14 protein-coding genes are annotated in these 12,428 nt (G+C 70.9%); 10 read left to right on the top strand and 4 right to left on the bottom strand.

Annotated elements, in window-relative coordinates; all coding sequences use genetic code 11:
* Positions 1 to 12: 12 nt before the first annotated feature.
* Positions 13 to 1,395, top strand: coding sequence for a glutamate decarboxylase (gad, locus tag AC5WRL_RS23650; protein ID WP_496090661.1), 1,383 nt, complete (start codon positions 13 to 15; stop codon positions 1,393 to 1,395).
* 17 nt (positions 1,396 to 1,412) lie between these two features.
* Here gad and AC5WRL_RS23645 read toward each other — a convergent pair whose 3' ends face one another.
* Positions 1,413 to 2,480, bottom strand: a complete 1,068-nt coding sequence (locus AC5WRL_RS23645) for a L,D-transpeptidase family protein (RefSeq protein WP_496090660.1) — start codon at positions 2,478 to 2,480, stop codon at positions 1,413 to 1,415.
* Between the two features lie 310 nt (positions 2,481 to 2,790).
* On the opposite strand from AC5WRL_RS23645, the gene AC5WRL_RS23640 reads away from it, so the two are divergent.
* Positions 2,791 to 3,501, top strand: coding sequence for an HAD family hydrolase (locus AC5WRL_RS23640; protein ID WP_496090659.1), 711 nt, complete (start codon positions 2,791 to 2,793; stop codon positions 3,499 to 3,501).
* A 271-nt stretch (positions 3,502 to 3,772) separates the two neighbouring features.
* The gene (locus tag AC5WRL_RS23635; protein WP_496090658.1) at positions 3,773 to 4,402 is read left to right on the top strand and encodes a helix-turn-helix transcriptional regulator; all 630 of its coding nucleotides are present in this window, start codon (positions 3,773 to 3,775) and stop codon (positions 4,400 to 4,402) included.
* Positions 4,403 to 4,459: 57 nt separating this feature from the next.
* Here the strand turns inward: AC5WRL_RS23635 and AC5WRL_RS23630 are convergent, their stop codons facing one another.
* The 3 genes from AC5WRL_RS23630 to AC5WRL_RS23620 form a co-directional block, all read right to left on the bottom strand.
* Complete coding sequence (locus AC5WRL_RS23630) at positions 4,460 to 5,374, bottom strand: NHL repeat-containing protein (RefSeq protein ID WP_496090657.1); 915 nt, start codon at positions 5,372 to 5,374, stop codon at positions 4,460 to 4,462.
* 158 nt (positions 5,375 to 5,532) lie between these two features.
* The gene (locus tag AC5WRL_RS23625) at positions 5,533 to 5,817 is read right to left on the bottom strand and encodes an acyl carrier protein (RefSeq protein ID WP_496090656.1); all 285 of its coding nucleotides are present in this window, start codon (positions 5,815 to 5,817) and stop codon (positions 5,533 to 5,535) included.
* 17 nt (positions 5,818 to 5,834) lie between these two features.
* Positions 5,835 to 6,833 carry a beta-ketoacyl-ACP synthase III gene (locus AC5WRL_RS23620; RefSeq protein ID WP_496090655.1) on the bottom strand — a complete coding sequence of 333 codons (999 nt, stop codon included), beginning with the start codon at positions 6,831 to 6,833 and terminating at the stop codon, positions 5,835 to 5,837.
* 228 nt (positions 6,834 to 7,061) lie between these two features.
* On the opposite strand from AC5WRL_RS23620, the gene AC5WRL_RS23615 reads away from it, so the two are divergent.
* The 7 genes from AC5WRL_RS23615 to AC5WRL_RS23585 are packed head-to-tail and all read left to right on the top strand — an operon-like array spanning position 7,062 to position 12,348.
* Positions 7,062 to 7,811, top strand: coding sequence for an AfsA-related hotdog domain-containing protein (locus tag AC5WRL_RS23615; protein WP_496090654.1), 750 nt, complete (start codon positions 7,062 to 7,064; stop codon positions 7,809 to 7,811).
* 23 nt (positions 7,812 to 7,834) lie between these two features.
* Complete coding sequence (locus tag AC5WRL_RS23610; RefSeq protein ID WP_496090653.1) at positions 7,835 to 8,443, top strand: hypothetical protein; 609 nt, start codon at positions 7,835 to 7,837, stop codon at positions 8,441 to 8,443.
* A gap of 32 nt (positions 8,444 to 8,475) precedes the next feature.
* Entirely contained in the window at positions 8,476 to 9,255 is a 780-nt protein-coding gene (locus AC5WRL_RS23605) for an SDR family oxidoreductase (RefSeq protein ID WP_496090652.1), read from the top strand.
* Positions 9,255 to 10,472: an MFS transporter gene (locus AC5WRL_RS23600; RefSeq protein WP_496090651.1), complete on the top strand. Its 1,218-nt coding sequence runs from the start codon at positions 9,255 to 9,257 to the stop codon at positions 10,470 to 10,472. The genes AC5WRL_RS23605 and AC5WRL_RS23600 overlap by 1 nt, the downstream gene beginning before the upstream one ends.
* Positions 10,469 to 11,284: a hypothetical protein gene (locus AC5WRL_RS23595; protein ID WP_496090650.1), complete on the top strand. Its 816-nt coding sequence runs from the start codon at positions 10,469 to 10,471 to the stop codon at positions 11,282 to 11,284. The genes AC5WRL_RS23600 and AC5WRL_RS23595 overlap by 4 nt, the downstream gene beginning before the upstream one ends.
* Before the next feature lie 9 nt (positions 11,285 to 11,293).
* Positions 11,294 to 11,509, top strand: a complete 216-nt coding sequence (locus AC5WRL_RS23590) for a tautomerase family protein (protein ID WP_496090649.1) — start codon at positions 11,294 to 11,296, stop codon at positions 11,507 to 11,509.
* 29 nt (positions 11,510 to 11,538) lie between these two features.
* Positions 11,539 to 12,348 (top strand): carboxymuconolactone decarboxylase family protein, encoded by an 810-nt coding sequence (locus tag AC5WRL_RS23585; protein WP_496090648.1) that lies wholly within the window; start codon positions 11,539 to 11,541, stop codon positions 12,346 to 12,348.
* The last annotated feature ends 80 nt before the right edge of the window (positions 12,349 to 12,428 follow it).

The raw sequence follows: 12,428 nt of genomic DNA, 5'->3' as shown, positions 1-12,428 counted from the left end.
CAGCGTGGGAGGGTGCCCCTCCACCGCGTGACCCAGGAGCGTACGAACCAGGCCGACGATCTGTACGCGCTGCCCGGCAGCGGCCGGGCGCTGCCGCGCTACACGCTCCCCGAGGGGCCGATGCCCGCCCGCGAGGCGTACCAGCTGATCCGCGACGAGCTGGCCCTGGACGGCAACTCCCGGCAGAACCTGGCCACCTTCTGCACCACCTGGTCCGAGCCCGAGGTCCAGGCCCTCATGACGGACACCCTCGACAAGAACATGGTGGACAAGGACGAGTACCCGCAGACCGCCGAGCTGGAGTCGCGCTGCGTCCACATCCTGGCCGCGTTGTGGCACGCCCCGCACGGCGCCGCCGCCGTGGGCTGCTCCACCACCGGGTCGAGCGAGGCGGCGATGCTGGGCGGACTCGCCCTGCACCGCCGCTGGCGGGCCCGGCGCGCCGCCGCCGGGCTGCCCGCCGACCGGCCGAACCTGGTGTGCGGGCCGGTGCAGGTGTGCTGGGAGAAGTTCGCCCGCTACTTCGATGTCGAGCTGCGGCAGATCCCGCTGCTGCCGGGCCGTACCACCACCGACCCGGCGCAACTCGCCGCGTACTGCGACGAGAACACCATCGGGCTGGTCGCCACGCTCGGGGTCACCTTCACCGGCGCCTACGAGCCGGTGGCGGACCTCGCCGCCGCCCTGGACGCGCTCGCCGTACGGACCGGGGTGGACGTCCCGATCCATGTGGACGCGGCCAGCGGCGGCTTTGTCGCGCCGTTCCTCCAGCCCGGTCTGAAGTGGGACTTCCGGGTGCCGCGGGTGAAGTCCGTCAACTCCTCGGGCCACAAGTTCGGCCTCGCCCCGCTGGGGGTGGGCTGGGTGGTGTGGCGGGACGCCGAGGAACTGCCGGCCGAACTGGTCTTCCACGTGAACTATCTGGGCGGCGACATGCCGACCTTCGCGCTCAACTTCTCCCGGCCGGGCGGCGAGATCGTCGCGCAGTACTACAACCTGCTGCGGCTTGGCCGGGCCGGCTACCAGGCGGTGCAGCGCGCCTGCGCGGACACCGCCGTCGCGCTCGCGGACGGCATCGCCGCGCTGGGCCCGTTCCGGGTGCTGCACGACGGGCGGGCCGGGCTGCCGGTGGTGTGCTGGACGCTCGCGCCGGACCGTACGAGTTCGTGGACGCTGTACGACCTGGCCGAACGGCTGCGGCTGCGCGGCTGGCAGGTGCCCACCTATCCGCTGCCGGCCGGCCGCCAGGACACCGTGGTGCAACGGGTGGTGGTACGGCACGGGGTCAGCCGCGATCTGACCACGCTGCTGCTTCAGGACATGCGCGGGGCGCTGGCCGAGCTGGCCCGCCATCCGGCGGCCACAGCCGAGCAGCGCCCCGCTTTCCATCACTGAGCCGTGCTGGTGCTACGTCACCAGTGGACGATGACCTTGTCGCCCTCGCGCACCTCGTCGAAGAGGGTGGACAGCGCAGCCTCGTCCCGGACGTTCACGCAGCCGTAGGAGCCGCCGTTGTAGCCGTTGGCGGCGAAGTTCTCCGAGTAGTGCACGGCCTGGCCGCCGTCGAAGAACATCGCGTACGGCATCGGGGAGTCGTACAGCGTGGAGTGGTGGTTGCGGGACTTCCAGTAGACGTCGAACTGGCCCTCACGGGTGGGGTATTCCTCGGTGCCGAACCGTACGTCCATCGTCATCCGCACCGTGCCGTCGATGACCCAGGACAGCGTGCTGGTGGTCTTGGAGATGCACAGCGCGCGCCCGGTCATGCAGCGCTCGTCCAGGTTGGCGGGGGTCTCGACCTCCGGCACCTCGATCGGCGGGAACATGTCGTCCCGGGCCGGCTTGCTGGTCCGGTCCTTCAGCGCGGTCCAGGTGGCCTCGTCCACCTGGCCGGTCGCCTCGATGCCGGCCGCCGACTGGAAGGCGCGGACGGCGGCAGAGGTGACATCGCCGTAGTAGCCGGTGGGCTTCTCGTCGAAGTGGTCGAGCTGGATCAGCCGGGCCTGGAGCTCGCGCACCTGGTCGGTGTTGTCGCCGTAACCCATGACGATCTGCGGCGGGTACAGCTCCTGCTGGCTGGGGTCGGTGCTCAGCTCGGTGAGGGCGGCCCAGGTGCTCTCGAAGACGGTGCCCGAGACCTCCAGCTCCTGCGCCTCCTGGAAGCCGGCGACCGCGCCGACCGTCACATCGCCGTAGAAGCCGGTCGGATCGGCGGCGAAGTGCTCCAGCTGGGCGAGCCGCGCCTGCAACTCCCGTACCTGATCCGACTCGTCGCCGTAGTCGAGGACGACCTCCTCCTCGGGCTCGGTCTCCTCCTCGGGCTCGTCGTCGGCCGGCTTGTCGTCCACCTGGTCCGTCTCGGGAGCCGAGGTCGCGGGCGGATCGGCTGCCTTGTCGTCGGGCTTGCCCTGGCCACCGCATCCGGTCAGCAGCAGAGCCGCGGCGGCGAGGGCCGCGACGGCGACGGAAGATCTGTGCATGAGCGCGGAGCGCACCATGTCCCCCTGAAGGTTTCGTAGGTCTCAGTAGTAAAGATGCGCGGACCGGTCCCTTCGTTGCTGACCGGGCCATAACGATGGGGTCTCAGAGGTGTGTCGGGCCGGTTGGGCGCCCGGCGTGCGCTCCCGGCGTACAAGGCGTACGAGGTGTACGAGGGCGTATGGAGCGGAGCTACCCGCCGGTTTCACCGGCGGCGTAGCCGATAGGGCATGCCGAAGTTGGTCTGTCTTCGCGCGTTGCTGCTGGGCAGAATTGGCGGGTCTATTGTCATCCGCAGGGTGAGGCGATGGTATGCGAAGCGGAACGGCGGCATTTTTCGATGTCGATGAGACGGTCATCAGGACCAAGAGCATGTTCGCGTTTCTGCGTTTCTGGATGGCGCGGCACGGTGATTCCGGCGGTGCGTACGAGAAGACCATGGGTGAGCTGAGAGCGCTTGCCGAGACGGCCGACCGAAGTGAAGTGAACCGCGCTTACTACCGGTTGTTCCGGGGTATTGCGCAGGCCGATCTCGATGCGGCCGGGCGGGATTGGTACGCCGCGTACCGGGCCACCCCGGACGCTTTTGTGCCGGCCGTCACCGCGGAGCTGCGCCGGCACCGCGCCGCGGGGGCCGTGGTCGCGCTGGTCTCCGGTTCGTTCCGCCCCGTACTGGATCCACTGGCGGCGGAGTTGGGCGCGGAGCTGCTGCTGTGCACCGAGCCGGTGACCGACGCGGCCGGCCTGCTCACCGGCGAGGTGGTACGGCCGATGATCGGCCCGGCGAAGGGCGCGGCGGTGGCCGCCGCCATCGACCGGCTCGGGCTGGCCGCCGCCGACTGCTACGCGTACGGCGACCACTTGTCCGACCTGGGCATGCTGGCCCAGGTGGGCCACCCCCGGGTGGTGGCGGGCGCCGACCCGGCGTTGCTGGCGCACGCGGGACGGTTCGGCTGGACCGTCCTGCCCGAACTCCCCGCCGGGCCGCCGGCCGACCGCGCGACCCATTCCGTACCGCATTAATTGGCCGGGAGTTTCCTCGGTGCCCTTCGCGTAAACGCAACGTTATTTCCCGGGCGTTACGGATTGTTTGACTTCTCCGACAGAATTCCCGGTGACCCACGTCACATCCGAATATTTGGCCGGTACTTTTCCAACCCTTGGAGTAGCCTTGAAGGGTTGACCACAGACCGTGATGCGCCATCTCAAACGGACGGGGAGAACCGTGTTGGGTGTAAGGGGCAGTCAGAGCGAGAATCACCGAGAGCCCGAAAAAATCAACGCCCGTAGAGTCGTGATCGGCATCGGAAACGGCCTGCTCCGCTACGGCGTCGAACGCATGCTCCAACTGCCGCCCGCCGTCGAGCTGCGCACCGTACCGGGGCTCGGCGGCGCGCTGACCGCCGGGCTCGGCGCCGGCGATGTGCTGATCGCCCTGCTCGGCGAGGTCGAGGAGGCCACCGCCGCCGAGTTACGGCTGCGTGAGGAGCGCGGCGCGAAGATCATGCTGCTCATCGACGATGACGGCCTGGTGGAATTGCCCAAGGTGACAGGATTGCGAGCCGGCTTCATGAAGATCAGCAACGTGAATGAGACCACCCTCAACAAGGCCCTGGCCGCCGTCGCCCAGGGACAGGTCGCCATCCCCCCGGAGCTCGCCCACGATCTGCTGGTGCTGGCCACCCAGCGCACCGAGCCGGCCCGCGCCCAACTGCGGCTCACCCCGCGCGAGCAGCAGGCCCTGGTCCTCATGGTGGACGGCATGAGCAACAAGCAGATCGGGCGCCGGCTCCAGATCTCCGAGCACGGCGCCAAGCGGCTGGTCGCCAACATCCTGGCCAAGATGGACTGCAACAACCGCACCCTCGCCGTCTCCAGAGCGCTCAGAGAAGGGTTGTACGAGAGATACGCGCGCGCCATGTGAGGCGCGGCGGGGCGGGCGGGGCGGGCGGCGGCCGGGCGGCGGCCGGGGCAAGGGGACTCAGTCCAGCGGCACCGCGTACAGCGTGGCATCACCCCAGGTGGCGGTGGCCAGCCCGCCCGCCGCGTCCACCCCGAGCGCGACCGGGGAGTTCAGACCGGTCAGCACCGCCTCGGTGCTGCCGTCCGCGGCCACCCGCTTGATCGCGCCGGCCGCCCGGTCCACGGCATACAGCTCGTTGTCCCCGGCCACCACCAGACCGACCCCGAGGCCGTCGAAGTCCGTGGAGAAGGTCCGCACCGTGCCGTCCGGGTCGACCCGGGACATCTCGCCGCCCACATAGTTCGACACGAAGATCTCGCCGTCGGCGTTCTCTGCCACGCCCACCGGGGTGTGCAGCCCGCTCGCGATCACCTCGGCCGCGCCGTCCGGCGCCACCCGCACGATCTCATCGGTGGCCCGGTTGGTGACCAGCAGGTGGCCGCCCGCGTCGAAGCTGATCCCGGTGGGGGTGTGGAACCCGGCGGCGAACTCGCTCACCTCGCCCGGCGCGGTCACCCGGTGGATCACATCGCGGCTGTAGTCGGCGACGAACAGGTCGCCGGCCGCGTCCACGGCCAGCCCGGCGGGGGAGCCGAGACCATCGGCGTAGGTGGTACGGGTGCCGTCGGCGGCGATGCGTTCGACCGTGCCCGCCGACCAGTTGGAGACATACACCGAGCCGTCGGGGCCGAAGGCGATGCCGGTCGGCGAGGAGAAGCCGCTCTGCCCGTGCCAGACGTCCGACCCCGAGTCCGTACCGGCGTCGCCGTCTCCGTCGCCGTCACCGTCGCCGGGCGGCGCGGGCGGGGACGAGACGGCCGGCTCCGTACGGCTGTCGGCGTTCGTACCACCGCCGTCCGATCCGCCGCCGCACGCCGTCGCGCAGGTCACCAGCAGGCCGGCCACGACAAGGCGCGGAAGTAAGGGACGCATGACCACCTCGGGGCAGAAAGGAAGGGGACCGTAATCCCCGGTAGGTAAACAACATACAAAATGGAGTGCACTCCAGCGCAAGAGCGTACGGACCACGCTGTCCGTGAACGCCCCGCGCGCCGTTCCGGTTTCGTATACGGAACGCTCGCCGGCTCGGCTCAGCCGCGCGCCGCCGTCCCCGCCGACGCCTTTTCCAGCACCAGCCGCAGCAGCCCGGAAACGGTCAGCTCGGTGGAGAGTTCGTCCTCGTCGACGGGGGTGTCGAACGCCTTCTCCAGCGCCGTCGCCAGCTCCACGATGGTCAGCGAGTCGAAGGCCAGATCATCCAGCGTCGGATCGCGGTCGAGGGCCGCCGCATTCACCTCGAAATTATTCATGAGGATTCCCGTAACCTTCTCCCGCACAACCTGATCCATGCCGTTCACCTCTCGTATCTCCGTCATCTCTTGGACTTTCTCGCTCAGCCGGTGACCGGCGTGACATCCGGCCAGCGCAGCACCGTCGAACCCCAGGTCAGCCCGCCGCCGAACGCCGTCAGCAGCACCCGGTGCCCCGGCCGCAGCCCGCCGGCCCGCGCCGCGTCGGCCAGCGCGAGCGGGATCGAGGCGGCCGAGGTGTTGCCCACCCGCTCGATCTGGGAGACCACCCGCTCGCCCGGCACCCCGAGTTCGGCGGCGACCGCGTCCAGAATCCGCTGATTCGCCTGGTGCGCCACCACCCGGTCCACCTCCCCGACCGTCCACCCCGAGCGCTCAAGCACCTCCCGCGAGGACGCCGCCATCTGCGCCACCGCCCGCCGGAACACCTTCTGGCCCTGCATCCGGAAGTACCGGTCGCCGCCCTCCGGCTGCCGCGAGCCGCCGCCCGGCACGGTGATCAGATCGGCGAACGTGCCGTCACTGCCCAGGTCGAAGGGCCCCACGGCGCCCTCCTCGGCCGCCTCCCCGGCGCGCAGCACCACCGCGCCCGCCCCGTCCCCGAACACCGCCCGGGTGGTGCGGTCCGCCGGGTCGAGGATCGTGGAGTACGCGTCGGCGCCGATCAGCAGCACCCGCCGCGCCGAGCCGGCCGCGATCAGCCCGGCGGCCACCGCCAGCCCGTACACGAACCCGCTGCACACCGCCGACACATCGAAGGCCGGCACCGTGCCGAGCCCCAGCCGGGACGCCACCTCGGGCGCGGTCGCCGGGCACGGCCGGTCCGGGGTGGTGGTCGCCACCAGTACGGCGTCGGCCTCGGCCGCGCCCGCCGACTTCAGCGCCCGTACCCCGGCCTCCACCGCCAGATCCGAGGTGGCCATCCCGGCGTCGATCACATGCCGGGCGCCAATACCGGTGCGGGTACGGATCCACGCGTCGCTGGTATCGAGCTCGCCCGCCAATTCCTCATTCGTTATCACCCGGGGCGGCAGCCACGAGCCGATTCCGGCGAGCACCGCCGCCCGCTGCGTCAAGGCCATATCCGTCATCTCCTCCTGAGAATCCGGAAGCCATGGAAGCGCGGAATTCAAATCGGCGTCAACGTGCTCTCCAGCGACACCGGCTGCGGATATCGAGCGGTCTGCCCGAAGGGCTACCCCACTCTTCCCCGTTGTGGCCGGGGAAAGCGGAAAGGAGGATGATCGGCGGGCTTCCCGCGGGTTTCCCGCATTCAGGTTACAACGCTATTTCCAGGAGGGGAACGGGAAATGAGCACGCATGTCATGGTGGTCGCGGATCGCTTCAGCGGATTCGCCGGCCCCGGCGCGGTCCGTACCGTATCCGCGCTCGCCGCCGACATCGGCTCGGGCCGGTACGACACGGCGGAGAACGGCATCCGGCTGTACGAGGGGCAGGGCGTCGGCGATTTCGAACGCGCCTATCTCCAGGCCGCCATCGACCGCCGTGGCCTGGCCGGCCGCATCCGGTTCGCCGACGCCGGCCTGGAGCCGGTCGGCCGCGACATCGTCCACAAGCGCAGCGCCGACAACGTGCTGCTGGCCGGCCTGCGGCGCACCGGCGACCACACGTACACCGCCGGCATCCGGGTGCACGGCGACAACGAGCTGCTGCTGGACCACCAGACCGGCGAGCACGTCCAGGGCATGGTCATCGTGGAGGCCGCCCGCCAGCTGTTCCTCGGCGTCTTCGAGCACGGCTACCGCGACCGCTGGCCGCTGACCAGCTACTACATCGTGTGGAACTCGGTGCGGCTGGACTTCGCGAGCTTCCTCTTCCCGCTGCCCGCCGAGATCGGCGGCACCGTCCGCGAACTGAACCTGGAGCGCCCCGACCAGCAGCTGGAGTTCGCGCTGCGCGTCGAACTCGCCCAGGGCGGCAGGCCGGTGGCCGCCGGGGAGATCGGCTTCTCCGCGCTGCCCACCGACCGGATCGCCGCCATCGAACGCCGCAAGGCCGCCCGCGCGGTCAGCGGCGTCCTCGCCACCACCGCCCACTGACCGCACACCGAAGGAGACCCGCCATGTCCGCACCGCTGCTGCTCGTCACCGAAGTCCCGGTCGCCGCCGACGCGATCGACAAGGCCGTCGAGACCTGGACCGCCCACCCCACCACCCCCGACGCCGTCCTGTACCGCTCCCTGGACGACGACGGCCTGCTGGTCGAGCTGACCCCGCTCACCGGCACCGGGCAGATCGCCGAGCACGCCGCCGCCCACCGCGCCGCGGCCGACGCCCTCGCCCCGCTGCTGGCCGGCGACTTCCGCCGCCAGGTCGTCGAGTTCGTCGAGGCCCCGAAGGACACCGGGGACCCGCTGCCCGCCACCCCCTACCTCCAGCTGCGGCATGTCGAGGTCAAGCCCCCGGTGTACGACGGCTACCGCGCCTGGCGCGACCGCACCATCTTCGAGGTGGTACGGGAGAACGACGAGGTCGAGGTCTTCCTCGCCTACCACTCGCTGCTGTCCACCGAGCCCGGCGTGCTGTTCGTGTCCGGCTTCTCCGTCGCACCCGACGCCTACCAGGCGGTGTTCACCTCCCCCGCCTACCAGGAGATCGTCCGGCAGGCCGGCGACACCTACATCACCGACCGGGGCCTGTACACCCGGATCTACGCCCGCGTGACGGCGTGAGCGGGAGCGTGAGCGAGAAGGGAAGCAGCCCCATGACGGACAAGAACCCCGACATCGCGGTGATCTCCGGCGCCACCGGCGGCATCGGCGGCGCCATCGCCGAACGCCTCGCCCGGGACGGCGCCACCGTGGTCCTCCTGGGCCGCGACGCCGCCCGGCTGGACGCCGCCCGCAAGCAACTCGACGGGCCGGGCGAGGCGGTGCCCGTCGTCCTCGACATCAACGACCCCGCCTCGGTGACGGCCGGCGTCACCACCGTCCTGGACCGGTTCGGCCGCATCGACATCCTCGTCAACGCCGCCGGCGACGGCCCGGTCGCCCCGCTGCTGGAGACCACCGACGAACTGTGGGACACCACCATCGGCGGCAAGCTGCTCGGCGCGGTCCGGCTCACCCGTACGGTCGCCCGCGCCATGGTGGCGCGCGGCAGCGGCCGGATCGTCTTCATCAACGGCTCCTTCCGCCGCGAACCCGACCCGCTGTTCGTCATCAACGGCACCGTCAACGCCGGCCTCGGCGCCTTCGCCAAGGCCATCTCCCGCGACCTGGGCGGACACGGACTGCGCGTCAACACCGTGGACCCCGGCGCCACCGACACCCCGCTGTGGTCGCGCACCCTGGAGGACCTGGCGCGCCGTTTCGGCGGCACGGCCGAGGCGACCGGCGCGGACTTCGCCGCCAAGACCCCGTACGGGCGGCTGCCTTCGCCGGCCGATGTGGCGGCGGCGGTGGCGTTCCTCGTCTCGCCGGGCGCCGCCCAGATCAACGGCGCGTCGATCACCGTCGACGGCGGCGCCTCGGTGGCGGTGTGATGACGGCGCTCGCGGCGAGCACGACGGCGGCGCCCGCGCCGCCGGGCAGCGGGGTACGCGCCCCGCTGATCGCGGCGGCGGCCACCTGCTGCGCGGTGTCCACCGTGTATCTGACCCAGCCGGTCTTCCCCGAGATCGCCGCCTCGCTGGGCGGCGACGCGCAGCGCGTACGGCTGGCGTTCACCGTCACCAGCCTCGCCTACGCGCTGGCGTTCTTCGTGTTCGGGCCGCTGACCGACCGGGTGCGTACCACCGTGCTGGGCGGGACGGGCGCGCTGGCCGTCGCCGTCCTGCTCCCGGCGGCGGCCATGGCGCCGAACCTGCCGCTGTTCGCCGCGCTGCTCACGGTGGCGGGCATCGCGGCGGCGGCCGTACCGGCGGCGATGATCGCGCTGCTGCCCAGGATCGCGCCGCCGGGGCAGACCGGCCTGTACTTCGGACTGATCATCGGCGCGACGGTCGCGGGCATCACCCTGGGGCGGTCCTTCACCGGCGTGGTGGCCGGCTGGGCGGGCTGGCGGGAGGCGATGCTGCTGCTGGCGCTGCTGAACCTGGCAGCGGCGGCGGCGATCACCCGGCTGCCGGCCGCACCGGGCCAGGCGGGCAGCACCCAACCCCTGACCGGGGCCTACGCCGCGGCGGCCCGGATGCTGACCCACCCCCAGGTGCTGCGCCCGCTGGCGGTCGGCGCGCTGCTGTTCTTCGGCTACCTCGGCGTCATCACCTTCCTCACCTACCGGCTGCGCGGCGAACCCTTCGGGTACGGGGCGGGCGCGATCGGCGCCGTCAGCCTCGCCGGGCTGATCGGCGTGGCCGGCGCCCCGCTGGCCGGCCGGCTGAGCAACCGGATCGGCGCCCGGCGGATGGTGCTGCTCGGCCTGGGCCTGGTGGCGGCCGGTATCGCCGTACTGGGCGTGGCGACCGGCGCCGTACCGCTGACGGCCGGGGTACTCCTGGTCTTCCTCGGGGTGTTCTCCTGCCAGCCGGCCGTGCTGGTGCTGCTGGCCCGGGCCGCCCCGCCGGAGCGCAAGGGCGCCGCCTCCTCGCTCTACATGCTGGTGTGCCTGCTGGCCGGCTCGCTGTCCACCGCCGCGCTCGGCCCGGTGTGGTCGGCGGGTGGCTGGGCGGCGGTGACCGCCACCGGCGCCGCCGCCATCGCCGGGGCGCTGGCCCTCGCCCTCTTCGGCTTCCCACGAACGGAGCGGACCGCCCGATGACCACGTATCAACTGGACCTCACCACGCAGGGCCCGCCCTACCCGCCGAGCGAGATCATGAACGAGGACGGCGACTTCGTGGTCCTCGGCATGCTCAACCGCGAGGGCGGGGAACGCTCGTGGGGCGCGGCGATCGTGAGCGCCAAGAGCGAACTGCCGCCGTTCGGCGAGCAGGTGCCGTACACCATCGTCCGCGAGCTGGCGCCGGACGGCGCGGGCGATGAGGACATGGTGCTGTACACCCTTCCCCTCCCGCTGCCGTGCACCAACTACCCGATGGTCTTCGCCCCGGAGCAGCGGCCGGACGCGGCGCGGGAGGTGCGGCCCAGCTATCCGCTGCACCGCGCGCCGATTCCGGATCTGCGGGCGGCGGACGGCCCGAAAGTCACGGAACCGATCACTTATGGCCAATGGTTGCGGGCCCGGGGCGAGTTGGAGGTGACCCTGGCGGCGGACCGGCGCAGCGCCGACTTCCGTATGCGATGCACCGGCATGATCCCCAACAGCCTCTATACGGTGATGTCGCTGCGCGAACACGACCTCGACCCGGCCGGCCCCACCCGGCCAGGACCCCTGGGCATCCCCAACGTGTTCGTGACGGACCCCACCGGCGCCGCCACGTACGCCGCGACCCTGCCGGACCCGTTCCCGGTGACCCCCGGCGGCAACCGGATCATCAACGTCATCGTGCTGTGGATGAGCTACCAGACCAGCTACGGCGGCGCGATCGGCCGGTACGGGCTGGGCGGCGACATTCACGCGCAGTTGAAACTGCGGACCCCCGGATTTCACGAGTTCGCAACACAAGCATAGGAGCGATACATGCCCTTTATCACCGTGACGACCTGGCCGAATCAGACCGATGAGAAGTGTCAGGAGCTGATCGAGGAGATCACCAAAGCCACCCATAAGGTGACGGGCGCACCGCTGGACAAAATCGCGGTGGTGATTCAGGAGATCCCGCAGAATCGCTGGGGCGAGGGTGGGATCATGGCCACCCACCCGGAATTCCCCGAACTCAGCCGGCGGCGGAACTGACCGCACGCCGTACAAGGAGCGATTCGACCATGGCAGCGAACGACGGCGACCGCGACCGCTTCGGCGACGGCCTGAGCATCCTGCGCGAACTGGCCGGCGAGGAGCACCCGTCGGTGCTCGACAGCTTCTCCGACGTGGCCCCGGACCTGGGCAGGTTCACGGTCGAGTTCCCGTACGGCGACATCTACGCCCGCCCCACCCTGACGCTGCGGCAGCGCCAACTGGCCACCATCGGCGCCCTGACGGCGCTCGGCCACGCGCTGCCGCAGCTCAGATTCCACATCAACGGCGCCCTGAACGTGGGCTGCTCGCGCCGCGAGATCACCGAGGCGATCATGCACGTGGTGATCTACGCGGGCTTCCCGGCGACGATCAACGCCCTGACCGTGGCAAAGGAGATCTTCGAGGCGGCCGGCCCGGAAGAGCCCGCGGAGAACGCCGCGCAGCCCGAACCGCAAAGCACGGAATCCCGGTACGACAGGGGCTGGCAGGCCCTGGCGGAAATCGACGGCGAGGCGGGCGAAGCGGTCATCAAGAGTCTGGCGGACATCGCCCCCGATCTCGCCCGCTACATCATCGAATTCTCCTTCGGCGACATCTACCTCCGCCCCGGCCTCGACCTGCACGCCCGCGAAATCGTCACCATCGCGGCCTGCACCGCCCTGGGCACCGCCCGCCCCCAGCTGAAAGTCCATGTGAACGGCCTGCTGAATGTCGGCGGCACCGAGGAAGAAGTCGTGGAAACCATCCTCCAGATGGCCGTCTACGCCGGCTTCCCCGCCGCCATCAACGGCATCACCGCGGCCCGCGAGGTCTTCACCGAACGCACCACCCCCTGACCCGGCAGCCGCCCCGGCGGTGATCATTTTCCGTGAACCACCCCATCAACGTGCCCGAACCGGCATGATGGACGGTTCCG

The organism is Streptomyces sp. NTD107 (genome assembly GCF_059510435.1).
Note: the sequence above shows the minus strand (reverse complement) of the source record. Positions and strands in the feature narration are given on the sequence as shown.

What these genes read in the sequence shown, in the direction of transcription:
- AC5WRL_RS23615 (WP_496090654.1), top strand. Translation starts at nt 7,062, where the DNA reads ATGAGCACGCATGTCATGGTGGTCGCGGATCGCTTCAGCGGATTCGCC.
- AC5WRL_RS23590 (WP_496090649.1), top strand. Translation starts at nt 11,294, where the DNA reads ATGCCCTTTATCACCGTGACGACCTGGCCGAATCAGACCGATGAGAAG.
- AC5WRL_RS23585 (WP_496090648.1), top strand. Translation starts at nt 11,539, where the DNA reads ATGGCAGCGAACGACGGCGACCGCGACCGCTTCGGCGACGGCCTGAGC.
- AC5WRL_RS23645 (WP_496090660.1), bottom strand. Translation starts at nt 2,480, where the DNA reads ATGCACAGATCTTCCGTCGCCGTCGCGGCCCTCGCCGCCGCGGCTCTG.
- AC5WRL_RS23625 (WP_496090656.1), bottom strand. Translation starts at nt 5,817, where the DNA reads ATGACGGAGATACGAGAGGTGAACGGCATGGATCAGGTTGTGCGGGAG.
- AC5WRL_RS23600 (WP_496090651.1), top strand. Translation starts at nt 9,255, where the DNA reads ATGACGGCGCTCGCGGCGAGCACGACGGCGGCGCCCGCGCCGCCGGGC.
- AC5WRL_RS23610 (WP_496090653.1), top strand. Translation starts at nt 7,835, where the DNA reads ATGTCCGCACCGCTGCTGCTCGTCACCGAAGTCCCGGTCGCCGCCGAC.
- AC5WRL_RS23640 (WP_496090659.1), top strand. Translation starts at nt 2,791, where the DNA reads ATGCGAAGCGGAACGGCGGCATTTTTCGATGTCGATGAGACGGTCATC.
- AC5WRL_RS23595 (WP_496090650.1), top strand. Translation starts at nt 10,469, where the DNA reads ATGACCACGTATCAACTGGACCTCACCACGCAGGGCCCGCCCTACCCG.
- AC5WRL_RS23605 (WP_496090652.1), top strand. Translation starts at nt 8,476, where the DNA reads ATGACGGACAAGAACCCCGACATCGCGGTGATCTCCGGCGCCACCGGC.
- AC5WRL_RS23620 (WP_496090655.1), bottom strand. Translation starts at nt 6,833, where the DNA reads ATGGCCTTGACGCAGCGGGCGGCGGTGCTCGCCGGAATCGGCTCGTGG.
- AC5WRL_RS23630 (WP_496090657.1), bottom strand. Translation starts at nt 5,374, where the DNA reads ATGCGTCCCTTACTTCCGCGCCTTGTCGTGGCCGGCCTGCTGGTGACC.